At 72.5% G+C, this 25,559-nt stretch carries 25 protein-coding genes; 12 read left to right on the forward strand and 13 right to left on the reverse strand.

Annotated features, from left to right (window positions below; translation table 11 throughout):
• Nucleotides 1-12: 12 nt before the first annotated feature.
• Entirely contained in the window at nt 13-1,194 is a 1,182-nt protein-coding gene (locus tag ACFQ2D_RS04275; protein WP_280940721.1) for a hypothetical protein, read from the reverse strand.
• Between the two features lie 230 nt (nt 1,195-1,424).
• On the opposite strand from ACFQ2D_RS04275, the gene ACFQ2D_RS04280 reads away from it, so the two are divergent.
• Together ACFQ2D_RS04280 and ACFQ2D_RS04285 are read left to right on the forward strand one after the other, a co-directional pair.
• A complete protein-coding gene (locus tag ACFQ2D_RS04280; protein ID WP_280940720.1) occupies nt 1,425-1,784 on the forward strand; it encodes a DUF1428 domain-containing protein in 360 nt (119 codons plus the stop codon).
• A gap of 488 nt (nt 1,785-2,272) precedes the next feature.
• A complete protein-coding gene (locus ACFQ2D_RS04285) occupies nt 2,273-3,334 on the forward strand; it encodes a DUF1615 domain-containing protein (RefSeq protein ID WP_280940960.1) in 1,062 nt (353 codons plus the stop codon).
• A gap of 9 nt (nt 3,335-3,343) precedes the next feature.
• Here ACFQ2D_RS04285 and ACFQ2D_RS04290 read toward each other — a convergent pair whose 3' ends face one another.
• Together ACFQ2D_RS04290 and hutU are read right to left on the reverse strand one after the other, a co-directional pair.
• On the reverse strand, nt 3,344-3,859 hold the full coding sequence (locus ACFQ2D_RS04290; protein WP_280940719.1) for an MgtC/SapB family protein: 516 nt from the start codon (nt 3,857-3,859) through the stop codon (nt 3,344-3,346).
• A gap of 122 nt (nt 3,860-3,981) precedes the next feature.
• Nucleotides 3,982-5,649 carry a urocanate hydratase gene (hutU, locus tag ACFQ2D_RS04295; protein ID WP_280940718.1) on the reverse strand — a complete coding sequence of 556 codons (1,668 nt, stop codon included), beginning with the start codon at nt 5,647-5,649 and terminating at the stop codon, nt 3,982-3,984.
• A 136-nt stretch (nt 5,650-5,785) separates the two neighbouring features.
• On the opposite strand from hutU, the gene ACFQ2D_RS04300 reads away from it, so the two are divergent.
• Entirely contained in the window at nt 5,786-6,373 is a 588-nt protein-coding gene (locus ACFQ2D_RS04300) for a TetR/AcrR family transcriptional regulator (RefSeq protein ID WP_280940717.1), read from the forward strand.
• Between the two features lie 443 nt (nt 6,374-6,816).
• Here ACFQ2D_RS04300 and ACFQ2D_RS04305 read toward each other — a convergent pair whose 3' ends face one another.
• Nucleotides 6,817-7,125, reverse strand: coding sequence for a hypothetical protein (locus ACFQ2D_RS04305; RefSeq protein WP_280940716.1), 309 nt, complete (start codon nt 7,123-7,125; stop codon nt 6,817-6,819).
• 173 nt (nt 7,126-7,298) lie between these two features.
• Between ACFQ2D_RS04305 and ACFQ2D_RS04310 the strand changes: the two genes are divergently transcribed.
• The 3 genes from ACFQ2D_RS04310 to ACFQ2D_RS04320 all read left to right on the forward strand — a co-directional run bounded on the left by ACFQ2D_RS04310 (nt 7,299) and on the right by ACFQ2D_RS04320 (nt 10,745).
• A complete protein-coding gene (locus ACFQ2D_RS04310) occupies nt 7,299-8,534 on the forward strand; it encodes an alkaline phosphatase family protein (RefSeq protein WP_280940715.1) in 1,236 nt (411 codons plus the stop codon).
• Between the two features lie 151 nt (nt 8,535-8,685).
• Nucleotides 8,686-10,224 (forward strand): DNA-3-methyladenine glycosylase 2, encoded by a 1,539-nt coding sequence (locus ACFQ2D_RS04315; RefSeq protein WP_280940714.1) that lies wholly within the window; start codon nt 8,686-8,688, stop codon nt 10,222-10,224.
• Complete coding sequence (locus ACFQ2D_RS04320; protein WP_280940713.1) at nt 10,221-10,745, forward strand: methylated-DNA--[protein]-cysteine S-methyltransferase; 525 nt, start codon at nt 10,221-10,223, stop codon at nt 10,743-10,745. Before ACFQ2D_RS04315 ends, ACFQ2D_RS04320 begins: the two co-directional genes overlap by 4 nt.
• A gap of 7 nt (nt 10,746-10,752) precedes the next feature.
• On the opposite strand, the gene ubiM is transcribed toward ACFQ2D_RS04320, so the two are convergent.
• Both ubiM and ACFQ2D_RS04330 read right to left on the reverse strand, forming a co-directional pair.
• Nucleotides 10,753-11,925, reverse strand: a complete 1,173-nt coding sequence (gene ubiM, locus ACFQ2D_RS04325; RefSeq protein WP_280940712.1) for a 5-demethoxyubiquinol-8 5-hydroxylase UbiM — start codon at nt 11,923-11,925, stop codon at nt 10,753-10,755.
• 119 nt (nt 11,926-12,044) lie between these two features.
• Nucleotides 12,045-13,292, reverse strand: coding sequence for a formimidoylglutamate deiminase (locus ACFQ2D_RS04330; protein ID WP_280940711.1), 1,248 nt, complete (start codon nt 13,290-13,292; stop codon nt 12,045-12,047).
• Between the two features lie 68 nt (nt 13,293-13,360).
• Between ACFQ2D_RS04330 and ACFQ2D_RS04335 the strand changes: the two genes are divergently transcribed.
• Genes ACFQ2D_RS04335 through ACFQ2D_RS04345 form a run of 3 tightly spaced genes read left to right on the forward strand, consistent with a single transcriptional unit; the run spans nt 13,361 to nt 15,960 of the window.
• Nucleotides 13,361-13,522 carry a hypothetical protein gene (locus ACFQ2D_RS04335; protein ID WP_280940710.1) on the forward strand — a complete coding sequence of 54 codons (162 nt, stop codon included), beginning with the start codon at nt 13,361-13,363 and terminating at the stop codon, nt 13,520-13,522.
• Nucleotides 13,491-14,735, forward strand: a complete 1,245-nt coding sequence (gene hutI / locus ACFQ2D_RS04340) for an imidazolonepropionase (protein ID WP_386795530.1) — start codon at nt 13,491-13,493, stop codon at nt 14,733-14,735. The genes ACFQ2D_RS04335 and hutI overlap by 32 nt, the downstream gene beginning before the upstream one ends.
• A gap of 16 nt (nt 14,736-14,751) precedes the next feature.
• Entirely contained in the window at nt 14,752-15,960 is a 1,209-nt protein-coding gene (locus tag ACFQ2D_RS04345) for a dipeptidase (RefSeq protein ID WP_280940708.1), read from the forward strand.
• A gap of 57 nt (nt 15,961-16,017) precedes the next feature.
• On the opposite strand, the gene ACFQ2D_RS04350 is transcribed toward ACFQ2D_RS04345, so the two are convergent.
• Complete coding sequence (locus ACFQ2D_RS04350) at nt 16,018-16,203, reverse strand: 30S ribosomal protein THX (RefSeq protein WP_280940707.1); 186 nt, start codon at nt 16,201-16,203, stop codon at nt 16,018-16,020.
• A 114-nt stretch (nt 16,204-16,317) separates the two neighbouring features.
• Complete coding sequence (locus ACFQ2D_RS04355) at nt 16,318-16,728, reverse strand: MerC domain-containing protein (RefSeq protein WP_280940706.1); 411 nt, start codon at nt 16,726-16,728, stop codon at nt 16,318-16,320.
• A gap of 79 nt (nt 16,729-16,807) precedes the next feature.
• Here ACFQ2D_RS04355 and ACFQ2D_RS04360 point away from each other — a divergent pair, with 79 nt between their 5' ends.
• Nucleotides 16,808-19,006: a TonB-dependent receptor domain-containing protein gene (locus tag ACFQ2D_RS04360; protein WP_280940705.1), complete on the forward strand. Its 2,199-nt coding sequence runs from the start codon at nt 16,808-16,810 to the stop codon at nt 19,004-19,006.
• A 125-nt stretch (nt 19,007-19,131) separates the two neighbouring features.
• Complete coding sequence (locus tag ACFQ2D_RS04365; RefSeq protein ID WP_280940704.1) at nt 19,132-19,284, forward strand: hypothetical protein; 153 nt, start codon at nt 19,132-19,134, stop codon at nt 19,282-19,284.
• 27 nt (nt 19,285-19,311) lie between these two features.
• Here ACFQ2D_RS04365 and ACFQ2D_RS04370 read toward each other — a convergent pair whose 3' ends face one another.
• Nucleotides 19,312-19,818, reverse strand: a complete 507-nt coding sequence (locus ACFQ2D_RS04370) for a transcriptional repressor (RefSeq protein WP_280940703.1) — start codon at nt 19,816-19,818, stop codon at nt 19,312-19,314.
• 31 nt (nt 19,819-19,849) lie between these two features.
• The gene (gene gltX, locus ACFQ2D_RS04375; RefSeq protein ID WP_280940702.1) at nt 19,850-21,256 is read right to left on the reverse strand and encodes a glutamate--tRNA ligase; all 1,407 of its coding nucleotides are present in this window, start codon (nt 21,254-21,256) and stop codon (nt 19,850-19,852) included.
• A gap of 102 nt (nt 21,257-21,358) precedes the next feature.
• Here gltX and lpxH point away from each other — a divergent pair, with 102 nt between their 5' ends.
• Nucleotides 21,359-22,105, forward strand: a complete 747-nt coding sequence (lpxH, locus tag ACFQ2D_RS04380) for a UDP-2,3-diacylglucosamine diphosphatase (RefSeq protein WP_280940701.1) — start codon at nt 21,359-21,361, stop codon at nt 22,103-22,105.
• On the opposite strand, the gene ACFQ2D_RS04385 is transcribed toward lpxH, so the two are convergent.
• Genes ACFQ2D_RS04385 through ACFQ2D_RS04395 form a run of 3 tightly spaced genes read right to left on the reverse strand, consistent with a single transcriptional unit; the run spans nt 22,102 to nt 25,536 of the window.
• Nucleotides 22,102-22,917, reverse strand: coding sequence for a ferritin-like domain-containing protein (locus tag ACFQ2D_RS04385; RefSeq protein ID WP_280940700.1), 816 nt, complete (start codon nt 22,915-22,917; stop codon nt 22,102-22,104). The genes lpxH and ACFQ2D_RS04385 overlap by 4 nt on opposite strands.
• Before the next feature lie 10 nt (nt 22,918-22,927).
• Complete coding sequence (purF, locus tag ACFQ2D_RS04390; RefSeq protein WP_280940699.1) at nt 22,928-24,400, reverse strand: amidophosphoribosyltransferase; 1,473 nt, start codon at nt 24,398-24,400, stop codon at nt 22,928-22,930.
• A 53-nt stretch (nt 24,401-24,453) separates the two neighbouring features.
• Nucleotides 24,454-25,536 (reverse strand): SPOR domain-containing protein, encoded by a 1,083-nt coding sequence (locus ACFQ2D_RS04395; protein ID WP_386795552.1) that lies wholly within the window; start codon nt 25,534-25,536, stop codon nt 24,454-24,456.
• Between the last annotated feature and the right edge of the window lie 23 nt (nt 25,537-25,559).

The raw sequence follows: 25,559 nt of genomic DNA on the forward strand, positions 1-25,559 counted from the left end.
CCGGGCGACCGGTCAGTGCGCGCCGGCTTCGCCGCCGGCGCCCTCGCCCGCGCCGTCCTCGCGCCGGGCCTGCCCCCCCTGCGCGCCGTCCTGCACCGGCGTCAGGGCGCGCCGGCCCATGTGTTCGGGCTTGTCCGCCACCAGCAGGGCGTCGAACTCGGACAGCGGACTCTCTGCGGGGCAGGACTCGTCGGGGAATCCGTAGTCCGTGCGCAGCTCCAGCCCGCAGCTGTTGAGCATCTCCAGGTCGGCGTTGCGCGTCTTGCAGCGCGCGTCGAAGGCGCGCACGAAGGCGTCGCGGCGCGAGACGAAATCCTCGCCGCACTTGCGCATCAGCCGCAGCCGGTCCAAGTCGTCCTGGGCCGGATTGATGCCGTCCAGCCCGTACAGGCCCAGCTCCTCGCCGGTCAGCAGGCGCAGGTTGCGGTTGGGCACGGCCATCATCAGGTCGGCCACCGCGGTGGCGGCGCCGTTGCGCTCGAGGTAGTCGCGCACGCGGTCGTAGACCACGCGCAGCTCGCGGTTGAGCTCCATGCGCGTGGACGCGGTGGAACTCATGCGGATGATCCGGTGGATACCGATGCGGCCGCTGACCATGCGCATGTCGCCGGCCGCCAGGATGAACACGCAGGCGCTGTGGCAGACCGCGTCCTCGCGCACCCACACGGTCCAGCGCGACTCGGCGATGCGGTCGCCGGCACGGATCGCGTCCTCGACCATGCCGCCGCTGGAATCGATGTCGAGCACGCGCTTGTCGATCTCCAGCGCCTCGGCCACGTGGGTCACGCGCTGCATCATCGCGGCGAACGCGGCGTTGACCTTGCCCTCATAGCGCAGGCGCATCACGCCGCGTTCCGCGCAGGCCTCGAGCGCCGAGGTCAACGACTCCTCGTCGAAGGCCGCCAGCGGGGTGCCGTCGCCCTCGCGCGCATAGTCCAGCTCGCAGCTCAGCGAGGCCTGGCCGGGGGAGAGGTCGAGCCCGGACCAGTCGATGCCTTCCGGCTCGTCGGGCACGGGCTCGGACGCATCGACCTCGGGCGGCCCGACTTCTTCCACCTGCACCGGCGCGGTGCTCACCGCACCGCCCTCCTCCGGACTGGCGACCTCCATGGTGGCCGCCTCCTGGCCCTCCTGCGCACGGCAGCCGAGCAGGAGCAGGCACGCCAGGAATACGAGGGACCAACGCTTGGGCATGGAGGGACGTCCGCGGGTGGCGCGGCGCGGCATCGCGACGCGACGGAAGGGCATGCCAGTGTAGGGCGAGGGCCGGCGGGCAACCCAACGCGCGATGAATCCCGCGGCCCAGGCTTCGCTGTACGGCTCCTGTCGATCTACGCCCTGTCGCTTCGTCGTCCTGGAACAGGCGGGCGACGTGCCGCCTTCACGCGGCGACAGCGCGTCGCCGCTCCAGCCAGGAGCCTCCCATGCCCTACATCGACGGATTCGTGATCGCGGTCGCCACCGCCAACCGGCAGGCCTTCATCGAGCACGCCCGCAGCTTCGATCCGCTGTTCCTCGAGTGCGGCGCCACGCGCGTGATCGAAGGCTGGGGCGACGACGTGCCCGCCGGCAAGCTCACCGATTTCGCCCGCGCCGTGCAGGCAGGACCGGACGAAGCCGTGGTGTTTTCCTGGATCGAATGGCCGGACAAGGCCACGCGCGACGCCGGCACCAGGAAGATGATGGAGGACCCGCGCATGGCCTCTGGGGCGGCCGACATGCCCTTCGACGGCAAGCGGATGATCTTCGGCGGGTTCGAATGCGTGGTCGAGCTCGGCCGCTAGATCGCGCGCCCGTCCCGGCGCGGGCAATGCCGTCCTGCGCGCCGGCCACGTGAGACCGACGGCACGCGGCCGCCAGGACGACGCTTCCCGGCCCCGCCATGGCCCCGCGCGGCGACACGCCGCGCGATGCCCGGAACAAGCGCGACGGTCGCCATCGGGTCATCCGACGCCCGCTTGTGGGTCCAGCGGGCCAGCGCCATCATGCCCGCAGCCCCGGACAGGAGATCGAGGTGAGGTATCCGTGGTCCACGGCGGGCACGCAAGCGGGGATCCGACGGGCTGTTGCGGCCAGGCGCTTCGCGGCTGCAGGGGCACGGCTGGCGCGGACGCGCGATCAACGCGCACCCGGCGAACTGCACCTTCCCCCGCTCGCGGGGAAAGGCCGGGATGGGCGCGCGCGCGGGGCGCGTGGACTGGCGTGCATCGCCCGGCAATCCGCCTCCGCCGCCGGCGCTGGAGGCTGGTGGAAGCAACGCTGGACCTGCGCCCTGGCCGTCCTGCTTGCGCTCTCCGGCTGCGCCACGCGTGCACCCACCACCCCCGCGCCCGACCCCCAGGCACTGCGCGCCGACATCCAGCGGCGGATTCCGGCGACAGTGCCGGACCGGTCCGGCTGGGCCGGCGATATCCAGGTCGCCTTCAGCGCCCAGCGCATCGCGCCCGGCGTCGAGAACATCTGCGCCGTGCTGGCGGTGATCGAGCAGGAGTCGGGCTACAAGGCCGACCCGCCGGTGGCCGGGCTGCCGCGCATCGCCCGCGGCGAGATCGACCGTCGCGCCGCCGCGCTGCACCTCCCCCGGGTGCTGGTCGACGGCGCGCTCAGGCTGCCGTCCACCGACGGCCGCAGCTATGGCGAACGCCTGTCGCGCGTGCGCACCGAGCGCGAACTCAGCGAGCTCTACGAAGACCTGATCGGCCGCGTGCCGATGGGCGATCGCCTGTTCGGCGGGCGGAATCCGGTGCAGACCGGCGGCGCGATGCAGGTGTCGATCCCGTTCGCCGAGGCCAATGCGGCCGGCTATCCCTGGCCGGTCGAGGGATCGATCCGCAACGAGGTTTTCAGCCGCCGCGGCGGACTGTACTTCGGAATCCTGCACCTGCTCGGCTACGAGACCCCCTACACGCGCAAGATCCACCGGTTCGCCGACTACAACGCCGGACGCTACGCCAGCCGCAACGCGGCGTTCCAGGCGGCGGTCAGCCGCGCCAGCGGGTTGCCGCTGGAACTCGACGGCGACCTGCTGCTGCCCGGCGCACCACTGGATCGTCCGGGGCGCACCGAAGCCGCGGTGCGCAGCCTCGGCCCCCAGCTCGGGATGGACGAGCGCGGGATCCGGCGCGCGCTCGAACTCGGCGACCGCCTCGGGTTCAACGACAGTGAACTGTTCCGGCGCGTGTTCGCCATCGCCGAGGCGCACGAGGGTGCGCCGCTGCCGCGGGCGCTGGTCCCGGGCATCCGCCTGGACAGCCCCAAGATCACCCGCGAACTCACCACGGCCTGGTTCGCCGAGCGCGTCGACGCGCGCTACCGGGAGTGCCTGCAGCGCTAGCCGCGGCGATCAGGTGCGACCGATATCGCGTCCGGGTCCGCCTGCCGCGTCGCCGTGGCGCCCGTGTCCAAGCCGCGGCAGCACGCCGACCACCAGCAGGGCCACCACGGTGGTGATCAGCGCCACCATCTCCTGGCCCATGCCCGCCGCCATGCCGATGGCGGCGGTCATCCACACCCCGGCCGCGGTGGTCAGGCCGGAGATCCGTTCCTCGCGGTCGAGCTTGAGGATCGCGCCCGCGCCGAGGAAACCGATCCCGGAGACGATGCCCTGCATCACCCGGGTCACCTCGTCGGCCCCGATCCCGGCCAGCAGCGGGGCGAGGACGAACAGCGCCGATCCGATCGAGACCAGGATGTGGGTCTTCAGCCCGGCCGCCCGGCCCTTGGCCTCGCGCTCCCAACCCACCAGGCCGCCGAGGACGGCGGCCACGAGGACCCGCACCACCAGCGTGGTCAGCGTGTCCACGTCCGGCAGCGCCAGCTCCCGCGCGATCGCGGCGCCGACGTCGTCTAGCAGGGCCATGCCGGGAACCTCCTGAAATGCGATCGGGCCAGCGCGCACGCCCGCGAGGGCGCCGCAGGGCGCACGCTAGAGGGTGCGCCGTCGGGCCGGGGTGAACGACACGCGTCGCCCGGCACCGGAGCTCACTGCATCGGCAAACGCAGTCCCTGCTCGCGTGCGCACTCCTTCGCGATCGCGTAGCCGGCATCGGCATGGCGCATGACCCCGGTCGCGGGGTCGTTCCACAGCACCCGCTCGATCCGGCGGTCGGCTTCGGGCGTGCCATCGCACACGATCACCACGCCGCTGTGCTGGCTGTAGCCCATGCCCACGCCGCCGCCGTGGTGCAGGCTCACCCAGGTGGCGCCGCCGGCGACGTTGAGCATGGCGTTGAGCAGCGGCCAGTCGCTGACCGCGTCGCTGCCGTCGCGCATCGCTTCGGTCTCGCGGTTGGGCGAGGCCACGCTGCCCGAGTCGAGGTGGTCGCGGCCGATCACCACCGGCGCCTTCAGTTCGCCGTTGCGCACCATCTCGTTGAAGGCAAGGCCCAGCTTGTGTCGCAGCCCAAGTCCCACCCAGCAGATGCGCGCCGGCAGGCCCTGGAAGCTGATGCGCTCGCGCGCCATGTCCAGCCAGCGATGCAGGTGCGCATCGTCGGGGATCAGTTCCTTGACTTTGGCGTCGGTGCGGTAGATGTCCTCCGGATCGCCGCTCAGCGCCACCCAGCGGAACGGGCCGACGCCGCGGCAGAACAGTGGCCGCACGTAGGCCGGCACGAAGCCGGGGAAGTCGAAGGCGTTGGCGCAGCCTTCGTCCTTGGCCATCTGGCGGATGTTGTTGCCGTAATCGACGGTCGGGATGCCCTGCGCGTGGAAGGCGAGCATGGCCTCGACGTGCACGCGCATGGACTTCTTGGCGGCGTCGCGCACGCGCTCGGGGTCCGACTGCTGCGCCTCCAGCCACTGCTCGACGGTCCAGCCGACAGGAAGGTAGCCGTGCACCGGATCGTGCGCGCTGGTCTGGTCGGTCACGCAGTCCGGGCGCACGCCGCGGCGCACCAGCTCCGGCAGCACTTCCGCCGCATTGCCCAGCAGCGCGATCGACCTGGCCTCGCCCGCCGCGGTGTACTTCGCGATCCGCGCCAGCGCGTCGTCGAGGTCGGCCGCCTGCTCGTCCACGTAGCGGGTGCGCAGGCGGAAGTCGATGCTGCCCTGGCGGCACTCGATGGTCAGGCTGCTGGCCCCGGCCAGCGACGCGGCCAGCGGCTGCGCCCCGCCCATGCCGCCGAGGCCGGCGGTGAGGACCCAGCGCCCCTTCAGGTCGCCGCCGTAGTGCTGGCGACCCATCTCCACGAAGGTCTCGTAGGTGCCCTGCACGATGCCCTGCGAGCCGATGTAGATCCACGAGCCGGCGGTCATCTGGCCGTACATCATCAGGCCCTTGCGATCGAATTCGTGGAAGTGCTCCCACGTCGCCCAGTGCGGCACCAGGTTGGAGTTGGCGATCAGCACGCGCGGCGCGTCCGGGTGGGTCGGGAACACGCCCACCGGCTTGCCCGACTGCACCAGCAGGGTCTCGTCGTCGCCCAGGGTGCGCAGCGTGTCGAGGATGGCGTCGAAGCTGGCCCAGTCGCGCGCCGCGCGCCCGATGCCGCCGTAAACCACCAGGTCCTGCGGGCGTTCGGCCACGTCCGGGTCCAGGTTGTTCTGCAGCATCCGGAACGGCGCTTCGGTGAGCCAGCTGCGGCAATGCAGCCCGGTACCGCGGGGCGCGCGGATGGTGCGGGAGGGGTCGTGGCGCGGGTCGCTCATGCCAATCGTCCAGGGCGAGGAACACGGCTGGAAAGTGTGCGGGCTGGGCGGGCGCGATGCCACCGCGCCAGGCGCACCGGGACCCTGCAATCCCCAGGGTTTGCAGGATTTGCGACGCAATGTCTACGCTGTAGACATGGCTCGCCTCCACACCGCCCAGCGCATCCTCGCCGTCGCCCGCGCGCTGCTTGAGCGCGAAGGTCCGGCGGCGGTCAGCATGCGACGCGTGGCCGAGGCGGTCGGGGTCACGCCGATGGCGATCTACCGCCACTTCCCCGGCCGCGAGGCCCTGCTCAAGCGCATCGGCGACGACAGCTTCAGCGAGATCGCCCGGCACTGGGACGCACGCAGGTCCGGCGGCGATCCGCTGGCCCAGCTGATCGCCGTCCAGATGATCTATCTCGACTACGCGCTGGCGCATCCACACCTGTTCGATCACGCGTTCCTGGCGCCCCGCGAGGATGCGCGCCGGTTCCCCGACGACTTCCGCGCGCGGCGCTCGCCGACGTTCAACGTGGTCCACGATGCCGTGGTCGAGGCGCAGCAGGCCAAGATGCTGCGCGCGGGCGACGCCTGGGATATCGCCATGACCCTCTGGGCGCATTCGCACGGGCTGATCGCGCTGTATCGCGCCGGTCGCTTCAGCTACGACGACCGCCGCTTCCCTGCCTTCTACCGCGAATCGCTGGAGAGACTGCTCGATGGGCTCAAGCAGCCAACCTGAGCCGATGCGGACGCGGCCGGAGCCGTCGCCGCCGGCGCACCGTCCGCGATCGCCTGGTCTCACGCGCCGCGGGGGTGCGCGGGCTGGCTGGTGCCGGCCCGCGACTTCGAGGTCGACGCCTGACCGCTCGCGCGCGTGGCGGTGATGCGCGAGTGACGGCGGTTCCGCCGTATGCCCGCCATGCGCGACGGGTTGCACCCGGCGAAGATCGCCGGCGCGCGGTCGCCGAGGCATCGCGGTCGGCATCGACGGCTGGGGAGCCTGGTCTCGGACCTGCCGCCAGGCGCGTCCCGCACGCCGCATCGCCGCCGGGGCGAAGCCTTCCGCGCCTGTGCACCGGTGCCGGGCCCGACCACGGCCGCGGTCCGCAAGCCCGCAGCTGGGGAACGAACGAAAACGCCCGGCGTGGGCCGGGCGTCCTGGTGCGCGCCTGCGGGTCGCGATCAGAAGATCGAGGGATCCAGCCGGCGCAGCGCATCGCGCAAGTCCGCCGAACCGGTGCGCTCGATCTCCTCGCGGGTGTACACGCGCCCGGCGGCGCCCACGCATTCCTCGTCGGCCTTCTTGCCGCGGTTGCGGGTCGCGGTGATGCGCGATCCCGTCTCGCGGATGCAGAACCGTTCGTCGGGATTGGCCTTCTTCTTCGAAGCGGCGGCCTCTTCCGGCTCCTCTTGCTGCGCCAGCGCGGTGGCGGGAACGGCGAGCGACAGCGTGGCGGCGGCCAGCAGCGCGGCCAGCAGGTGACGGGACATGGGACCTCCAGAAGGATCGCGGCCGGGAAACGGCCACCGCACAACATAAGGCACGCCACTGCGCAATCAATGCCACGCCGCACGCGGGTTCAGACCGCTGTCAGCGTGGTGATGCAGGCGCGCGCGCATCCGTCAAGATTTCACGGGTCGTGGCGGTTTCCTATGATGGCGCGATGATCCGCTGTCGCCGTCTGCTGTTCCCGCTGTTGTTCCTGCTCGCGGGCTGCGCGAGTTCGCCAGCCCCGGCGCCGGCCACGAGCCTGCTGCTGGTCTCGCTCGACGGCGTGCATCCCGGTTTCCTGGGCCAGGGCGGCACCCCGCACCTCGACCGTCTGGCCGCCGATGGCGTGCGCGCGGCGTGGATGCGCCCCTCGTATCCCAGCCTCACCTTCCCCAACCACTACACGATCGTGACCGGCCTGCGTCCGGACCGCCACGGCATCGTCCACAACACGATGTGGGACGATCGAAGCGGCTGGTTCACGCTCAAGAACCGCGAGGCGGTGGGCGATGCGACGTGGTGGGAAGGCGAGCCGCTGTGGGTGTCGGCGGAGAAGGCCGGCCTGCCAACCGCGACGCTGTCGTGGCCCGGCAGCGAGGCGGCGGTGCACGGGGTCCGGCCACGGCGCTGGCATCCCTACGACGAGAGCCGGCCGATCGCCGAGCGCATCGACACGGTGGCGGGCTGGCTGGCCGAACCCGCCGCCGCGCGGCCGCGCCTCGCCACGCTGTACTTCGAGCATCCCGACGCGGCGGCCCACGCGCACGGGCCGCGCTCGCCGCAGCTGCATGCGGCGCTGCGCGAGGTGGATGCGGCAATCGGCGCGCTGCTCGAGCGGCTGGAGCGCTCCGGCGCGCGCGCCCATACCGACATCGTCGTGGTCTCCGACCACGGCATGGCGGAGGTGCCGGAGGGCCAGGTGGTCGCGATCGAGGACATGGTCGATCCGGCGAACGCGACGATGGTGACGTCGGGGCAGGTGGTCGGCTTCCGCCCCGAGCCCGGCCGCGAGGATGCCGCGGCCCGCCAGCTGCTTGGGCGGCATGCGCACCACGAATGCTGGCGGCGCGAGGCACTGCCGGCGCGCTGGCATTACGGGGCCCACCCGCGCGTGCCGCCGATCGTCTGCCAGATGGACGTGGGCTGGGATGCGCTTCCGCGCGCCTGGCTGGCGCGCCGCCCGGCGGGCACGCGCGGCTCGCACGGCTACGATCCGGCCACGGCCGAGATGCGGGCGATCTTCATCGCCAGCGGACCGTCGTTCCGCAACGGCGTGGAGCTGCCGGCGTTCGACAATGTGGACGTCTATCCGCTGCTGGCGCGCCTGCTCGGGCTGGATCACCCACCGCGCGACGGCGACCCCGCAACCCTGCTGCCGGCCTTGCGCGAGGCAGGCCCCGTCCGCTGACGCGAAGGCATGCGGCTGGCGACAGGTCACGCCGCCCGCCAGCGCCTGCCCGGGGAGAGTCGATGAACCGTCTGGACAGGGTCCGTCGCGCCGGACATTGATGTCCGGAAACGGCGAGTGGCGGGGTCGGGGGCGGCGCTAGACTGCCCCCATGCCCGCGACCGCCCTGCCCGATCCCGCCATCTGCGAACAGGCCCGCCTGAGCCGCGACGCGCGCTTCGACGGCCTGTTCTTCACCGCGGTCTCGAGCACCGGCATCTACTGCCGCCCGACCTGCCCGGCGCCGGCGCCGCGCCCGCACAATGTGCGCTACTACCCCAACGCGGCGGCGGCCGAGGCGGCAGGGTTCCGACCCTGCCTGCGCTGCCGGCCCGAGCTGTCGCCGTCGGCGGGCGGCTGGCGCCGCGGCGACGATGCGCTGGCGCGTGCGCTCAAGCTGATCGACGAAGGATTCCTGGCCGATGCCTCGCTCGCCGACCTCGCCGGCCGCGTGCACGTGGGCGAACGCCAGCTGCGGCGCCTGTTCGCCGACCGCCTGGGCGCACCGCCGATCGGGGTGCACGGCACCCGCCGCCTGTTGTTCGCAAAGCAGCTGCTGACCGAGACCGCGCTGCCGATCACCGAGGTCGCGCTGGCCGCCGGCTTCGGCAGCCTGCGCCGCTTCAACACCTGCTTCCACGAGGCCTACGGCATGGCGCCCAGCGCGCTGCGCCAGCGGCCCGCGGCCGCCGCGGGCCAGGTGCTGACGCTGCGCCTGAACTACCGGCCGCCCTACGACTTCGTGGCGATGCTCGAGTTCCTGCGCGGCCGCGCCCTGCCCGGCGTGGAGCACGTCGACGCAACGGCCTACCGCCGCGTGATCGGCGATGCCGCCGCGCCGGCCTGGCTGCAGGTGGCGCCCTGGCCGCGTGGCGCGGGCAGCGATGGACACGCGCTCGAGCTGCAGCTGCACGGCTGCCCGCCGGCGCGGCTGCAGGCGGTGGTCGAACGCGTGCGCAGGATGTTCGACCTGGACGCGGACCCGCAGGCGATCGCCGGCGTGCTCGGCGCGGACGCCGGCCTGCGCCCGCTGCTGCGCAAGCGGCCGGGCCTGCGGCTGCCCAGCGCCTGGGACGGATTCGAGGTGGCCGTGCGCGCGGTGGTCGGCCAGCAGGTGAGCGTGGGGGCCGCGCGCACGATCACCGCGCGCATCGTCCAGCGCCACGGCACGGCGTTGCCGGCACTGACCGGCGCGCCGGAACTGGAGCGGCTGTTCCCGACGCCGGAGCGGCTCGCCGAAGGCGATCTCGACGGCCTCGGGCTGACCACGACCCGCGCCGCGACCGTCCGCGCCATCGCCCGGGCGCTGCTCGACGGCCGCGTGGATTTCGACCCGGCACGCACGCTGGACGACATGGTTGCGCGCTGGACCGCCCTGCCCGGCATCGGGCCGTGGACCGCGCAGTACATCGCGATGCGCGGGCTCGGCCATCCGGACGCATTCCCCGCCGGCGACCTGGTGCTGCAGAAGCAGCTCGCCGGCGACGACGACGCGAACCTGCGCCTGCGCACGCTCAACCTCACCCGGCGCGCCGAGGCGTGGCGCCCGTGGCGCGCCTACGCGGTCATTCACGCCTGGCGCGAAGCCGCGCTGGCACAGCCGCCGGTCGCCGCGGACCGGTCCACCACGATACGGAGGAGCAAGCCATGAACGTGGTCACCACCATCGTCGACAGTCCGGTCGGGCCGCTGTTCCTCGCCGCCGATGAGCGCGGCCTGCGCGCGATCGAGTTCCGCGACAACCGCCACCCGGTGCGCCGCGGCGACGACTGGCGCGCCGGCGACAGCCTGCTGCTGCGACGGGCGCGCGCCCAGCTGGACGAGTATTTCGCCGGCCGGCGGCGCAGTTTCGATCTGCCGCTGTCGCCGCAGGGCACTGCCTTCCAGCTGTCGGTGTGGAACGCGCTGGCGGCGATTCCCTACGGCCAGACGCTCAGCTACGCCGGCCTGGCCGCGCGGGTGGGACGGCCGAGCGCGATGCGCGCCGTCGGCGCCGCCAACGGCCGCAACCCGCTGCCGATCGTGCTGCCCTGCCACCGCGTGATCGGCGCGGACGGCTCGCTCACCGGTTTTGGCGGCGGCCTCCCGACCAAGCAGTTCCTGCTTAAGCTCGAAGGCGCGCTGCCGGCGGAGTTCGACCTGTTCCCCCAGGCCGCGGCCACGCTGTTCTGACGATCGGCTAGGCCTGGGTGAGGCGGGCCGCGATCGCCCGCCGCAGCGGTGGCACGCGGTTGGACACGCGCAGGATCGCCTCGCGCAGGCCGCGCACCGGCGCGCGGTCGTCGGTGAACACGCGCACCACCAGGCGCGTGCCTGCATACATCGGCCAGGCCGCGCGCTGGTGCCGCCGCCCATAGCGCGCCAGCACCGCGGCATCGCCGATCTCCTCGCCGCGGCGATGCGCTTCCAGCACCCCCCTGGCCAGCGTCGCCTGTCCCTGCAGGCCGAGGTTGAAGCCATGCGCGGTGACCGGATGCATGCCGACCGCAGCGTCGCCCACCAGCGCCACGCGCGGCGCGGCGAAGCGCTCGGCGAACACCGAGACCAGCGGATAGACGTGGCGCGTGCCCAGCGGGCGGATGCCGCCCAGTCGTCCGAGGAAGCGCCGCTCGAGTTCGGCGCCGAACGCCGCGTCGTCCATCGCCTCGACCCTGGCCATCTCCTGCGGGCCCAGGGTGAGCACCACCGAGGCCTGGTCGCCGTTGAGCGGAAGCAGGGCGAGCGTCTGCCCATAGCCGAACCATTCCCAGGCGACGTGGCCGTGCGGGCGTTCGATCGCGACCCGGCAAACCAGCATGCGCTTGCCGTGGTCGTACGAACGGGCGCCGATGCCCATCATCCGGCGCAGCCCGGAGAAGCGGCTGTCGGCCGCGACCAGCAGCCGCGCGCGCAACGTCTCGCCGCTGTCGAGGGTGAGCGCGACCGCATCGTCGCCACGCACCGCGGCCGTGACGGCCCGGCCGGCCAGCAGCGCCAGGTTCGCCTGCGGCGCGACGGCCTCGTAGGCAGCGCGCCGGATCAGGTGGTTGGGCACCAGCCAGCCCAGCGGGCGGCTGCGGCCGTCGGAGGCCCTCACGTGCAGGCCGCTGTCCGAAGCGCCGTTGATGACGCGCGCATCGCGCAGTTCGGACACTTCGGCCGGATCGAACCGGTCCCAGAGTCCGAGCCTGGCGAGGATCGCCTGCGAGGCATGGGTGAGCGCGATCTCGCGACCGTCGAACGCCGGTTCGGCGATCGCCGCCAGCGGCTGCCGCTCGATGAGCGCAACCGACAGGCCGCTGCCCGCCAGCGAACGCGCGAAGCACAGCCCCGCCGGGCCCGCGCCCACGACCGCGATGTCGAAATCCATCACCTGCCTCCCGTCGAATGGTCGGGCAAGCCTGTCGGCGGCGCCGGGCGGCGGCATTGATCCAGGTCAGCCACGCCCAAGCTTCGACTGCGACCCGGCCGCCGAGGCCAAGGGCGCGCGCCTCAGTCGCGCAACAAGCCCTGCATCGCCCGGGCGTAGCGCGCCGCTACCGCATCGCGCTGCGGATGCCGCCCGTCTTCCACCACGCGGCGGCCGCCGACATGGACCTCCCGCACCAGTGGACGGTTGCCCGAGAAGATCCAGCGCTCGGCGACGTCCTCGACGCCGGCGCCGGCCAGGACCGGCGCCGCGCCGTCGAGCACCATCGCATCGTCGACCGCGTCGAAGCCGGTGGCATTCGCTGCGCTGGCCAGGGTCCCCTGCAGCAGGGTCATGCCGACGCCCGGCGAGCCCGCCGACACCGTGATGTTGCGCCGCCGCGTGTGCAGGCGCTGGCCGTACTCGAGCCAGCGCAGTTCCTCGACCGGCGACACCGAGATGTGCGAATCCGACCCGATGCCCCAGGCGCCGCCCGCATCGAGGTAGTCGCGCAGGCGGAACAGGCCATCGCCCAGGTTGGCCTCGGTGGTGGGGCAGATCGCCACCGTCGCGCCCGTCCGCGCCAGGTCGCGCACTTCGCCGTCGTTGAGGTGGGTGGCATGCACGAGGGTCCAGCGCGCGTCGAGCTCGGCGTTGCGCAGCAGCCATTCGACGGGCCGCAGGTCGCGCACGGCCAGGCAGTCCTGCACCTCGCCGACCTGCTCCGCGATGTGGATATGGATGCGTGCCTGCGCCGGCAGCGCCGCCAGCACGGCCTGCATCGCCGCGGCCGGAACCGCGCGCAGGCTGTGCAGGGCGCAGCCGACGCGCAGCATCGCGTCCTGGCGCGCATGCAGCGCGTGGAACAGGCGCAGGTAGCCCTCGACGTCGTGGCCGAACCTGCGCTGGCGCGGATTGAGCTCGCGTCCGTCGAAACCGCCGGTCATGTACAGCACCGGCAGCAGGGTCAAGCGGATGCCGGTCTCGCGCGCCGCCGCGACCAGCGCATCGGACATGGCCGTGGGCGTCGCGTAGGCACTGCCGTCCGGCGCGTGGTGCAGGTAGTGGAATTCGCACACGATGGTGTAGCCGGCCTCGAGCATCTCCACGTACAGCTGCGAGGCCACCGCGTGCAGCGCGTCGGGATCGAAGCGCGCGGCCATCCGGTACATGGTCTCGCGCCACGTCCAGAACGAATCGGACGGGTGCGTCTGCCGCTCGGCCAGGCCCGCCATCGCGCGCTGGAAGGCATGCGAGTGCAGGTTGGCGATGCCGGGCAGGCGCCAGCCCGCGGCAACGGCTTCGATCGGGAGTGGCGACGGGCTGGACATCGACGGGCGGCTTGCGGCGGGAGTGGGTTAGGCTACCGCGCTGGCGTGTTCCATTCACGGCGGTGCGCATGCTCGAAGGTTTCGCGGTGCTCGTCCTGGCCCTGCTGGCGGCGGTGCTGGTGCTGGCCAAGGCGCGTGCGCGGCTGCGCACGCCGGGCGCGCGGCGCAGCCGCCGGGCGGATGCGTCCAGCGGGATCGATGCCGGTGGCGACGGTGGCGGCGGTGACTGAGGCCTGGGACGGCCTGCTGCTCGGCGCGCACCTGGCGACCCTGCAGGGCGACGCGGGGTACGGCGCGATCGAGGACGGCGCGCTGGGCTGGCGCGACGGCCGCCTGGTGTTCGTCGGCCGTCGCGCGGACCTGCCCGGCGCGCCGGAGCGGCTGGCCGACATGGTGGTCGACGCCGGCGGCGGCTGGATCACGCCGGGCCTGGTCGACTGCCACACGCACCTGGTGTTCGCGGGCGACCGCGCGGCCGAGTTCGAGCAGCGCCTGCAGGGCGCCAGCTACGAGGAAATCGCGCGCAGCGGCGGCGGCATCGTCTCGACCGTACGCGCCGTGCGCGAGGCCGACGAGGACACCCTGCTGGCGCAGTCGCTGCCGCGGGCACGCGCGCTGCTGTGCGACGGCGCGACCACGCTCGAGGTCAAGTCCGGCTACGGGCTGGAGCTGGAGGGCGAGCGGCGCATGCTGCGCGCCGCGCGGCGCATCGCGCAATCGCTCGGCGTCGAGGTGCGCACCACCTTCCTCGGCGCGCATGCGCTGCCGCCGGAATACGCCGGCCGCGCGGACGACTACATCGGCGCGGTCTGCGACTGGCTGCCGCGGCTGCACGAGGAAGGCCTGGTCGACGCGGTCGATGCCTTCGCCGAGCGCATCGGCTTCAGCATCGCGCAGACGCGACGCGTGTTCGAGGTCGCGCGCGACCTCGGCCTGGCGGTCAAGCTGCACGCCGACCAGCTGAGCGACGGCGGCGGCGCGGCCCTGGCCGCCGAGTTCGGCGCGCTGTCGGCCGACCATGTCGAACATACCTCGCCCGCGGGCGTGGCGGCGATGGCCCGGTCCGGCACCGTCGCCGTGCTGCTGCCCGGGGCCTTCCACGTGTTGCGCGAGACCACCCTGCCGCCGATCGCCGCGTTCCGCGCCCAAGGCGTGGCCATGGCGGTGGCCACCGACTGCAACCCGGGCACCTCGCCCCTGCTCTCGCTGCGCCAGGCCATGCAGCTGGCCTGCACCCACTTCCGCCTGACGCCCGAGGAAGCGCTGCGCGGCGCGACCGTCAACGGCGCCCGCGCGCTCGGGCTGGACGATCGCGGCGTGCTGCGCGCCGGCCTGCGCGCCGACTTCGTGCACTGGGACGTCGCCCGTCCCGCCGGGCTGTGCTACTGGCTCGGCGGATCGCTTGCGCGCGCCGTGTACGCCGGCGGACAACGACTTTGCTGACGCCATGGAGACCCGCATGACCCTGCGCACCACCCTTGCCTGCGCTCTCGCCCTGTCCTGTACCACCGTGCTGGCCGACGACGGCGCGATCCGGCGCGCGACCGCCCTGGCGCAGGACGCGATCATCGTCGACACCCACATCGATGCGCCCGGCATCCTGTCGGAGACCTGGGCCGATCTCGGCGAGGCCGCGCCCGACCGCGAGTTCGACTGGCCGCGCGCACGCCAGGGCGGACTGGATATCGCCTTCATGTCGATCTACACCTCGGCGCGCGAGGACAGCGAAGGCAAGGCCCGCCAGTCGGCGCACGCGCAGATCGACTCCATCGAAGCCCTGGTCCACCGCCATTCCGACCGCTTCGCCATCCTGACGTCGCCGGCCGACGTCGAGCGCCTGCGCGCGGGCGGACGCGTGCTGCTGCCGCTGGGCATGGAGAACGGCGCGCCGCTGGGCGACGACCTGTCGCAGGTGCAGGCCTTCTTCGACCGCGGCATCCGCTACATCACCCTGGCGCACAGCGCGGCCAACCGCCTGGCCGACTCGTCCTACGGCGCCGAGCGCCAGTGGAACGGGTTGAGTCCGTTCGGGCGCGAGGTGGTGGCCGAGATGAACCGGCTCGGCATCATGGTCGACGTCTCGCACATCTCCGACGCCGCGGCGGCGCAGGCGATCGAACTGAGCACGGTGCCGGTGATCGCCAGCCACTCGGCGTTCCGCCACTTCACCCCGGGTTTCGAGCGCAACATCAGCGACGAACTCGCGCTCGCCATCGCCAGGCGCGGCGGCGTGGTGCAGGTGCCGTTCGGCACCGCCTTCGTCAACGCGCAGGCCGCCGCGGACATGCAGGCGCGGTTCCGCGCACGCGCGGAGTTCGACGCTCGCAACGCCGAGCTCGCCGCGGCCGGCCAACCCACGCAGGACGTCGCCGCGTTCGAGGCGGCCTGGGACCGCGACCACCCCACGCCCACCACGCCGCTGTCGGCCGTGCTCGACCAGATCGACCATGGCGTGCGCCTGCTCGGCGTCGACCACGTGGGCCTTGGCTCGGATTTCGACGGCGTCGGCGGCGAACTGGCCCAGGGCCTGCGCTCGGTGGCCGACTTCCCCAACCTGGTCGACGGCCTGCTGTCGCGCGGCCATTCGGAAGCGGACGTGCGCAAGATCCTTGGCGGCAACCTGCTGCGGGTCTGGCGCGAGGTGGAAGCGGGCGCGGCGCGACGCTGAGCGCCGGCACGAAAAAAGCCCCGCATCGCGGGGCTTTTCATTTCGCGCGGGGCGCGCTTACTCGCCCTTGGCGACGACCTTCTTCACCGCCTTGCGGACGGGGGTCTTGGTCGCGGTCTTCGCGGTCTTCGCCACCGGCGCGGCAGCGCTGCCCGTGGCCTTGGCCACGGCCTTGGGGCGCGCGTTGCCATAGCTGGAAGAATAGCGCTTGCCCTTGGCGGTCTTGCGGTCGCCCTTGCCCATCGTCGTCTTGCTCCTGGAATCTCTGGAAATCGGCGCGGATGCCCGGGCCGCCGCGCGGTCGCGCGAGGGGGCGAAGTCTATCACGCGGGCCCGTCGCTACGCCCGCGGCGGTGCTCAGTGCGCGCAGCTGGCGTCGTGCACGTGGCTGTGGTTGAGGCGCAGGTTGACCAGGTGCCCCACCCCGACCAGGGTGCCGCCCAGGGTCATCGCGACCGCGTGCGGCACCACCGATTCGTGCAGGGGCGCGTACAGCACGCCCAGCCACAGCACAGCCAGCCCGGGCAGCAGCAGGCCCAGCGCGCGCAGGGCGCGATGGCGCCGGTAGCCCCAGGCCAGGCTGAAGAGGCCAAGCAGGCTGGCGAACACCACGAAACCGAACTCCAGGCCGTCGCCCAGCCAGACCGCGATGCCCAGCGAAGGCAGGGCGGCGATCAGCAGCGGCAGCAGCGCGCAGTGCGCGGCGCAGGCCAGCGAACCGGCGGCGCCGAAACGGTCGAGCAGGTGGTGCCGTTGGCGGGGAGTCATGACGTCCGGGAGGTTGACAGCCGGGGCGGCCGTGTACGTAATAGTATAACATTACCCAATCGCCGGCCAGCTCCCCCACATGCAGTCCACCAAGCTCGCCCATGGGCGCCTCGCGTCCGCCCTCGCTCTCGCCCTGTGCGCCCTCCCCGCCCTCGCCGACCAGAACGACCCGCGCCACGCCGAGGTCAAGGACCTGGACGCGCTGGTGGTGCGCGCCAGCCCCCTGCCACAGACCGCCGAGACCCTGACCCGGCCGGTGGAGGTGCTGGCCGGCAGCCGCCTGGACGAAGTCCGCGCCTCCACCCTCGGGGAGACCGTGAACCGCCTCCCGGGCGTGCAGTCGTCCTACTTCGGGCCCGGCGTGGGTCGTCCGATCATCCGCGGCCTGGAAGGCGCGCGGGTGCAGGTGCTCAGCGACGGCCTGGCCGCCGGCGACGTTTCGACGGTGAGCGTCGACCACGCCGTCTCGATCGAGCCGTTCCTGGCCGACCAGGTCGAGGTGCTCAAGGGCCCGTCCACCCTGCTCTACGGCAGCGGCGCGATCGGCGGCGCGGTCAACGTGGTCGAGGGGCGGGTGCCCGAGCGGGCCAGCGCCACGCCGCTGGAGGGCCGCGCCGAACTGCGCGCGGGCAGCGGCAACGACGAGCGTACCGGCATGCTGCGCCTGGACGGCACCTCGTCCTCGGGCCGCCTGGTGTTCCACCTCGACGCGCTGCATCGCGAAACCGGCGACTACGACATCCCGGGCACCGCGGAACGCGCGGGCCTCCACGAGGACCACGACGACGAGGACGACCACGCGCCAGGGGAAGGCGTCCGCGGCACCCTGCCAGGCAGCGCCGTGCGCACCGACAGCGCCGCCTTCGGCCTGTCCTGGATCGCCGACCGCGGCTTCCTCGGCGCCGCCAGCAGCCTGTACAACAGCCGCTACGGCGTGCCCGGCCACGCGCACGGACACGACGAGGGACATGGCCACGACGGCGATGACGGGCACGAACACGAACACGGGGAGGCCGGCGAGGACGACGCGGTGCATATCGTCATGGACCAGCGTCGGTACGAACTGCGCGGCGGCCTCGACGGCCTGGGCGCGTTCGACACCTTGCGGGTGAAGCTGGCGCATACCGCCTACACCCACACCGAGTACGAAGGCCGCGCCGTCGGCACCGTGTTCGACAACGAGAGCGCCGAGCTGCGCGCCGAACTGGTGCACCGCGACTGGGCCGGCTGGGACGGCGCGTTCGGCCTGCAGGGCTCGCGGCGCGATTTCCGCGCGCTCGGCGACGAGGCCTTCGTGCCCGACTCGCAGTCGCGCGACATCGGCCTGTTCTGGATCGGCCGGCGCAGCTTCGACGCGCTCGACCTGGAAATCGGCGCGCGCCACGACCGCAACCGCATCGAGGTGGACGCGGCGACGGCGATCGGCGCCTCGCGCGAAGTCGACGCCACCAGCCTGTCGGCCGCGGCGCGCTGGCATTTCGGCGAAGACCTGCACCTGTCCCTGGGCCTCGACCGCGCGCAGCGCTCGCCGACCGCCGAGGAGCTGTATTCCGACGGCCTGCACGTGGCCACGCGCAGCCACGAGTTCGGCGACCCCTTGCTGCGCCGCGAAACCGCCAACCGCGTCGAGCTCGGCCTGCACTGGCATCGCGGCCCGCTGACCCTGGGCGCGTCGCTGTATGCGGTGGACTATCGAGATTTCATCTACCTCGCCGACACCGGCATCGAGGACGGCGGCGCCACCGCGCGCCTGTGGACCCAGGCCGACGCGCGCTTCACCGGTGGCGAGCTGGACCTGCGCTGGACCCTGGTCGACAACGGCAGCGGACGCTGGACCCTGCGCGGATTCGGCGACGCGGTGCGCGCCCGCCTCGCCGGCGATGGGGTGCGCGAGGTGGACTTCGCCATCCCGCACGGCGACCACGCCCACGCCTACACGGCGCAGCTGCCGCTGTCGGGCTACCTGCCGCGGATCGCACCGTGGCGCGCGGGCGCCGAGCTGCGCTGGGAAGGCGGCGCGTGGCGCGCCGGCATCGGCGCCATCCGCCACGCGCGGCAGGACCGCGTCGCCGCCCACGAAACCGAATCGCCGGGCTATACCCTGGTGACCGCCAATCTGGCCTGGCACCGCGACACCGCCGACGGCAGCGCGATCGAGGTGTTCGTGGACGGCACCAACCTGCTCGACGAGCAGGCGCGGCCGCACACCTCCTTCCTCAAGGACCTGGCGCCGCTGCCGGGGCGCAGCATCGCGGCGGGCGTGCGCCTGTTCTTCTGACGGCATCCGCCTGGCGAACCCGCGAGTCTCCGGCACCGGCGCGTGCCGGAGCCTTGATCGGACGCAATGCCGGCTCCGCCCACGCGGCCGAGACTGGCCGCGTCTCGACACGAGGGGAAACGCGCATGCATCCGATCCTGCGGGAAATGCTGACCGAACCGGTGGGCTGGCTGACCATCGCCGTCGGCCTGGTCATTCTGGGCCTGCCCCTGGGCACCGCCCTGTTCATCCGCCGGCGCATGCGGCATGAATCGAGCGACGGCCGCGACAACCGCTAGAACGGGGCGCCGCAACAGCGGCAGGAATCAGCCTGCCGCGCCGTCCTGCTGCGCGCAGCGCGCGCACAGACCGTGCACTTCCAGCGTCTGCGCCTGCGGCACGAAGCCCAGTGCGCGCGCGCGCTCGTCCAGGGACGCCACCACATCGGCGTCCTCGAGTTCGACGGCGTTGTGGCAGCGGTTGCAGATCAGGAACGGCACCGAATGCTGCGCGCTGTCCGGATGGTGGCAGGCGACGAACGCGTTGACCGACTGCAGCTTGTGGATGAAGCCGTTGGCCAGCAGGAAATCGAGCGCCCGGTAGACGGTCGGTGGCGCATCGGCGCCCGCGCCCTCGCCCGAGCGCACCATGTCCAGCAGGTCGTAGGCCTTGACCGGTCGCCCGGCACCGGCCACCAGCCGCAGCACGCGCGCGCGGATCGGCGTCAGCCGCAGGCCGCGCTGGCGGCAGGCGCGTTCCACCGCGTCCACGAAGCCCTGGGCGTCATGGACGTGGTGGTGCGGATCGATGCAGTCGTGGCCATGCAGTCCCATGCAGTGATGATGGCTCCGCCGCGCCGGGTTCTCAACCGGCGGCGGGCACCCGCGCGATCGCGGCCTCGATGCGGCGCAGCGCCTCGTCGCGACCGGCGAGGTAGACGGTGTGCGAGATGTCCGGGCTGACCTGGGTGCCGGTGATCGCCACGCGCATCGGCTGCGCCACCTTGCCCATGCCCAGGCCCAGCGCCTCGGCGGTGGCATGCAGGGCTTCGGCGATGCCCTCCACCGTCCACGCCGGCAGCGCCGCGAGGCGCGTCTGCGCGTCGCGCAGCGGCGCATCGGCGCCGGCCTTGAGGTGCTTGGCCACGGCCGCTTCGTCGTAGTGCTCGAGCGGACCGAACCAGACCGCGGCGCGCTCGGCCATGTCCTTGAGCGTCTGCACGCGGTCGCGCAGCGCGACCACGATGTCCACCGCCGCCGGCCCCCTGCCCAGGTCGTAACCGCACTGGCGCAGGTGCCAGTCCAGGTGTTTCGCCACATGGGCCGGATCGTCGTTCTTGAGATACTGCTGGTTGAGCCAGCCGAGCTTGGCCGGGTCCAGGCGCGAGGCCTTGGCGTTGACGTCTTTGAGCTCGAACAGCTGCTGCATTTCGGCAACCGAGAAGATCTCCTGGTCGCCATGCGACCAGCCCAGGCGCACCAGGTAGTTCAGCAGCGCGTGCGGCAGGTAGCCGGCGTCGCGGTACTGCATCACGTCGGCCGCGCCGGTGCGCTTGCTGAGCTTGGCGCCGTGCTCGTCGAGGATCATCGGCAGGTGCGAGAACGCCGGCACCGGCGCGCCCAGCGCGTGGTAGAGGTTGATCTGGCGCGGGGTGTTGTTGACGTGGTCGTCGCCGCGCACCACGTCGGTGATGCGCATGTCGATGTCGTCCACCACCACGGCGAAGTTGTAGGTGGCATAGCCGTCGGCGCGCAGGATCACCAGGTCGTCGAGCTCGCTGTTGGCGATCTCGATGCGGCCCTTGACCTTGTCGTCCCAGGCCACCACGCCGTCCACCGGATTCTTGAAGCGGATGACCCGGTTGGGATCGTCGCGCCTGGGCTCGCTGCGGTCGCGCCAGGCGCCGTTGTAGCGCGGCTTGTCGCCGGCCGCCATCGCCGCCTCGCGCATGGCCTCGAGCTCTTCCCTGCTCTCGTAGGCGTAGTACGCCTTGCCCTCGGCGACGAGTTGTTCGGCCACTTCGCGGTAACGGTCCAGGCGCTGGGTCTGGTAGACCGGGCCTTCGTCGTAGTCCAGGCCCAGCCACTCCATCGCGTCCAGGATGGCGTCGATCGCGGCCTGGGTACTGCGCTCGCGGTCGGTGTCCTCGATGCGCAGCACGAACTCGCCGCCGCGGTGGCGCGCCTCCAGCCAGCAGTACAGCGCGGTGCGCGCGCCACCGATGTGCAGGTAGCCGGTGGGACTGGGGGCGAAACGGGTACGGCAGCTCATGACAGGCTCGGACGGGCGTGGAATCGCGTCATTTTACCGGCATTGCGGTGCCGGTTCCGGTGTCGGCGGCCGCGCGGCGGGGCGCCGCCCCTACAATGCGCCATGGCCACGCTTTTCATTTCCGACCTGCACCTCGATCCCGCGCGCCGGGACGTCACCCGCCTGTTCGGCGGCTTTCTCGATGGCGAGGCGCGCGACGCCGACGCGCTCTACATCCTCGGCGACCTGTTCGAGGCCTGGGTCGGCGACGACGATCCCTCGGAAACCGGCGCCTTCGTCGCCGACCGCTTGCGCGCGCTCGCCGGCCACGGCGTGCCGGTGTATTTCCAGCGCGGCAACCGCGACTTCCTGCTCGGCCGCGACTACGCAACACGCGCGGGGTTCACGATCCTGCCCGATCCGGCGGTGATCCTGCTCGACGGCCAGCCGGTCCTGCTCGGCCACGGCGACCTGCTGTGCACCGACGACACGGCCTACCAACAGTTCCGTGCGCAGACGCGCGATCCGGCCTGGCAAGCGGCCTTCCTGTCGCAGCCGCTGGAGGCACGGCTGGCGTTCGCCGCGCAGGCGCGCCAGGCCAGCATGGCGCGGCAGGGCGAACTGCAGCAGGCCGGCACGATGGAGACGGTCACCGACGTGACGCCGGCGACCGTGGACGACACCTTCGCCCGCTACGGCGTGGATACGATGATCCACGGCCACACCCACCGCCCTGCCATCCACGAGCTCACGGTGGGGGGGCGCGAACGCCGCCGCATCGTGCTGGGCGACTGGTACACGCAGGGTTCGGTGCTGCATGCCGCGGGCGGGCGTTTCGACCTGCGCCAGCTGCCGCTGCAGCGCGCCTAGGACGCAGCCACCCCCGCGGCCTGCACCAGCGCCGCCAGTTCGTCCTCGCTGAAGCCGGCCGCGCTGCGCGCCTCGATGTTGAACGGACCGTGCAGCACGGCGCGCGCATACGCGGCGAGCAGCCTGCGGAACTCCGGTTCCGGATCGATCCCGCGCTGCGCGCAATACCAGCGGAACCAGTGGCTGCCCGCTGCCACGTGCGAGACCTCCTCGCGCAGGATCACCTCCAGCACGTCGGCGGTCGCGTCCTCGCCCAGCGCGCGCAGCTTCACGATCATGCCAGGGGTGACGTCCAGGCCGCGCGCCTCCAGCACCCGCGGCACCAGCGCCATGCGCGCCAGTCCGTCGTGCGCAGTCTTCTCGCACATCTCCCACAGGCCGTTGTGCGCGTCGAAGTCGCCATAGTCGTGGCCCAGCGCCCGCAGCCGTTCGCGCAACAGCAGGAAGTGGCGCGCCTCGTCGTCGGCGATGCGCACCCAGTCGGCGTAGAACGCGTTCGGCAGGCCGCGGAAGCGGTAGGCCGCGTCCCAGGCCAGGTCGACCGCGTTGAGTTCGATGTGGGCAATGGAGTGCACGAACGCGGCGCGCCCGGCCACGCTGCCGAATCCGCGCCTCGGCAGCTCGCGCGGATGCACCAGCGCCGGTCGCGGCGGGCGTCCGGGCATGCGGATGGGTTCGGGCGCAGCGGCGTCTTCCGGCAGCGCCAGCTCGCCGCGCGCGAAGGCGGCGGCGTGGCGCCGCGTCAGCGCGATCTTGTCGTCGACGCCGGCCGCGTCGAGGCACTCGCGCGCGGCGTCGAACAGCGTCGGCATCGCGCCGGGCTCAGAGCGCGAGCCGGCGCTGGCGCTTGGCGTCGTCCGAGCGCAGCTGGCGCAGGCCCTCGAAATAGCCCGGGTCCACGCCGGTCGCGTACACGCCGCTGAAGCAGGAGCTGTCGAAGGTCATGCCTTCGAACTTCGGCCCCGCGACCGCCTTCTCCAGGTCCGGCAGATCTTGGTAGACCAGCCAGTCGCAGCCGATCATGCGTTCGACCTCCTCCTCGGTGCGGCCGTGCGCGATCAGCTCCTCGGGGGTCGGCATGTCGATGCCGTAGATGTTGGGATGGCGCACCGGCGGCGCCGCCGACGCCAGGTAGACCTTGCGCGCGCCGGCCTCCCGCGCCATCTGCACAATCTGTTGCGAGGTGGTCCCGCGCACGATCGAATCGTCCACCAGCAGCACCACGCGGTTGCGGAACTCGAGCTTGATCGGGTTGAGCTTGCGCTTGACCGACTTCACCCGCTCGCCCTGCCCCGGCATGATGAAGGTGCGCCCGACGTAGCGGTTCTTGACGAACCCCTCGCGGTACTTCACCCCGAGCACGTTGGCGATCTCCATCGCCGCGTCGCGCGAGGTGTCCGGGATCGGGATCACCGTGTCGATGTCGTGGTCCGGGCGCAGGCGCAGGATCTTCTCGCCCAGCGCAGTGCCCATGCGCATGCGCGCCTTGTGCACCGAGATGTTCTCGATCATCGAGTCCGGGCGCGCGAAGTACACGTACTCGAAGATGCAGGGCGCTCGCGACATGGCTTCCGCGCACTGGCGCGTGTGCAGCTCGCCGCGCGGGGTGACCACCACGCCCTCGCCCGGTGCGACGTCGCGCACCAGCTCGAAGCCGAGGATGTCCAGCGCCACCGACTCGGAGGCGATGGCGTACTCGTTGCCGGCCTCGGTCTCGCGCTTGCCCAGCACCAGCGGGCGGATGCCGTGCGGGTCGCGGAACGCCACCAGGCCCAGCCCCAGTACCGTGGCCACGCCGGCGTAGCCGCCGCGCGCGCGGCGGTTGATGCCCTCGATGGCGCGGAAAGCCGCTTCCGGGGTCAGGGTGCGGCTGCGGTCGAGTTCGTGCGCGAACACGTTGAGCAGCACTTCCGAATCGGACTGGGTGTTGATGTTGCGCCGGTCCTGTTCGAACACCTCGCGCCGCAGCGCGTCGGTGTTGATCAGGTTGCCGTTGTGCGCCAGCGCGATGCCGTAGGGCGAGTTGACGTAGAACGGCTGCGCCTCGTCGCTGCCCTCGCTGCCGGCGGTGGGATAGCGGCAGTGGGCAATACCCACGCGCCCTTCCAGCAGGGACATCGCGCGCGTGTTGAAGACGTCGCGCACCAGGCCATTGCCCTTGTGCACGCGCATCTGCGTGCCGCTGGCCGTGGCGATGCCGGCCGCGTCCTGGCCGCGGTGCTGGAGGACGGTCAGGCCGTCGTACAGCGCGGTCGCGACCTCGGTGGTGGCGACGATGCCGATGATGCCGCACATGGCAGTGTTTCCCGTTGCGTGTTGCGAGAGAGAGAAGCCTGGGCCCGCGGATCTCAGGGATGCGGGCGGACCATGCCGTCGATGCCGGCCTTCGACTTCACCTGCGCCTTGAGGCGCTCGGCGTCGTCGCGGCTGGGCACCGGGCCCGCCTTGACCCGGGTCAGGCGGCCACGATCGGTATCGACGGTGTCGGTGAAGGCACCGATGCCCATGCCGCGCAGGCGATCGCGCAGGCGCGTGGCCTCGGCGGCGTTGCTGAAGGCGCCGACCTGGACGGCGAAACCGACGCCGCTGGCCGCGGGCGCGGCGCGGGCGGCATCCGGCGCCGGGCTGGCGGCGGCGGCGGGCCTGGCTGGGGCCGGCGCGGGCGAGGCGGCCGCGCGCTCCGGCGCGCTCGCGGGCGTCGGGGCCGCACGGGACGGCGCTGCATCCAGGGCCACCACGCGCGGAGTCACGTCGCCGCGCACCTGGGCGGCGCGCACCCGCGCCGCCTCGGCCGCTTCGCGCGAGGCGAACGGCCCCAGACGCACGCGCTGGGCGGGGTTGCCGTTGAGGGTGAACGGCTCGCTGTAGGCGCTCAGGCCAGCCTCGGAGAGCTGGCGCACGATCAGCTGCGCGTCGCGCTCGCTGCGGAACGCGCCGTAATGCACCGCGTAGTCGCCCCCGGCCACGGTGGGCGGCAGCGGCCTGGCCTCCGGCGCCGCGGCGGGCCTGGGCGCTGCCGGTTCCGCGGCAGCGGACGCAGGCGGCTCGACCGGGGTCGCGGCGGTCTGCGCGCCTGTCCCGGGCGCAAGGTCGGCCGCATCCGGATGCGCCGTCGCGTCTTCATTCCCAGCGGCGGCTTCCTCGGCCAGACCATCGGCCGGCGGCGCGGTGGCGGTGTCGACGGTCGGCAGCTGGCCATCCTCAAGCGGCTGCGGCGTGCCCAGCACACCGCCTTCGGGCGCATCGGCCGGGACCACCAGGGGCAGGTCCACGGTCCGGTAGCCGCCCTCGGGCGCATCGGGCATGCGCATCGACAGGTCGGACACGCCGCTGTCCGGCGCCGGGCCCTTGACCAGCATCGGCAGGAAGATCACGGCCAGCGCCACGAGCACGGCGGCACCGATCAGGCGCTGTTTCAATCCGGCATCCATCGGGTTCTGCGAGAGCGGCAGGG

The organism is Luteimonas composti (genome assembly GCF_042678665.1).
Classification (GTDB): Bacteria; Pseudomonadota; Gammaproteobacteria; order Xanthomonadales; family Xanthomonadaceae; genus Luteimonas; species Luteimonas composti.

What these genes read in the sequence shown, in the direction of transcription:
- purF (WP_280940699.1), bottom strand. Translation starts at nt 24,400, where the DNA reads ATGTGCGGCATCATCGGCATCGTCGCCACCACCGAGGTCGCGACCGCG.
- ACFQ2D_RS04280 (WP_280940720.1), top strand. Translation starts at nt 1,425, where the DNA reads ATGCCCTACATCGACGGATTCGTGATCGCGGTCGCCACCGCCAACCGG.
- ACFQ2D_RS04275 (WP_280940721.1), bottom strand. Translation starts at nt 1,194, where the DNA reads ATGCCCAAGCGTTGGTCCCTCGTATTCCTGGCGTGCCTGCTCCTGCTC.
- gltX (WP_280940702.1), bottom strand. Translation starts at nt 21,256, where the DNA reads ATGAGCTGCCGTACCCGTTTCGCCCCCAGTCCCACCGGCTACCTGCAC.
- ACFQ2D_RS04355 (WP_280940706.1), bottom strand. Translation starts at nt 16,728, where the DNA reads ATGACTCCCCGCCAACGGCACCACCTGCTCGACCGTTTCGGCGCCGCC.
- ACFQ2D_RS04345 (WP_280940708.1), top strand. Translation starts at nt 14,752, where the DNA reads ATGACCCTGCGCACCACCCTTGCCTGCGCTCTCGCCCTGTCCTGTACC.
- ACFQ2D_RS04365 (WP_280940704.1), top strand. Translation starts at nt 19,132, where the DNA reads ATGCATCCGATCCTGCGGGAAATGCTGACCGAACCGGTGGGCTGGCTG.
- ACFQ2D_RS04320 (WP_280940713.1), top strand. Translation starts at nt 10,221, where the DNA reads ATGAACGTGGTCACCACCATCGTCGACAGTCCGGTCGGGCCGCTGTTC.
- ACFQ2D_RS04360 (WP_280940705.1), top strand. Translation starts at nt 16,808, where the DNA reads ATGCAGTCCACCAAGCTCGCCCATGGGCGCCTCGCGTCCGCCCTCGCT.
- ACFQ2D_RS04290 (WP_280940719.1), bottom strand. Translation starts at nt 3,859, where the DNA reads ATGGCCCTGCTAGACGACGTCGGCGCCGCGATCGCGCGGGAGCTGGCG.
- ACFQ2D_RS04350 (WP_280940707.1), bottom strand. Translation starts at nt 16,203, where the DNA reads ATGGGCAAGGGCGACCGCAAGACCGCCAAGGGCAAGCGCTATTCTTCC.
- ACFQ2D_RS04310 (WP_280940715.1), top strand. Translation starts at nt 7,299, where the DNA reads ATGATCCGCTGTCGCCGTCTGCTGTTCCCGCTGTTGTTCCTGCTCGCG.
- ACFQ2D_RS04370 (WP_280940703.1), bottom strand. Translation starts at nt 19,818, where the DNA reads ATGGGACTGCATGGCCACGACTGCATCGATCCGCACCACCACGTCCAT.
- ACFQ2D_RS04315 (WP_280940714.1), top strand. Translation starts at nt 8,686, where the DNA reads ATGCCCGCGACCGCCCTGCCCGATCCCGCCATCTGCGAACAGGCCCGC.
- ACFQ2D_RS04395 (WP_386795552.1), bottom strand. Translation starts at nt 25,536, where the DNA reads ATGGATGCCGGATTGAAACAGCGCCTGATCGGTGCCGCCGTGCTCGTG.
- ACFQ2D_RS04300 (WP_280940717.1), top strand. Translation starts at nt 5,786, where the DNA reads ATGGCTCGCCTCCACACCGCCCAGCGCATCCTCGCCGTCGCCCGCGCG.
- lpxH (WP_280940701.1), top strand. Translation starts at nt 21,359, where the DNA reads ATGGCCACGCTTTTCATTTCCGACCTGCACCTCGATCCCGCGCGCCGG.
- ACFQ2D_RS04330 (WP_280940711.1), bottom strand. Translation starts at nt 13,292, where the DNA reads ATGTCCAGCCCGTCGCCACTCCCGATCGAAGCCGTTGCCGCGGGCTGG.
- ACFQ2D_RS04335 (WP_280940710.1), top strand. Translation starts at nt 13,361, where the DNA reads ATGCTCGAAGGTTTCGCGGTGCTCGTCCTGGCCCTGCTGGCGGCGGTG.
- ACFQ2D_RS04305 (WP_280940716.1), bottom strand. Translation starts at nt 7,125, where the DNA reads ATGTCCCGTCACCTGCTGGCCGCGCTGCTGGCCGCCGCCACGCTGTCG.
- ACFQ2D_RS04385 (WP_280940700.1), bottom strand. Translation starts at nt 22,917, where the DNA reads ATGCCGACGCTGTTCGACGCCGCGCGCGAGTGCCTCGACGCGGCCGGC.
- hutU (WP_280940718.1), bottom strand. Translation starts at nt 5,649, where the DNA reads ATGAGCGACCCGCGCCACGACCCCTCCCGCACCATCCGCGCGCCCCGC.
- hutI (WP_386795530.1), top strand. Translation starts at nt 13,491, where the DNA reads ATGCCGGTGGCGACGGTGGCGGCGGTGACTGAGGCCTGGGACGGCCTG.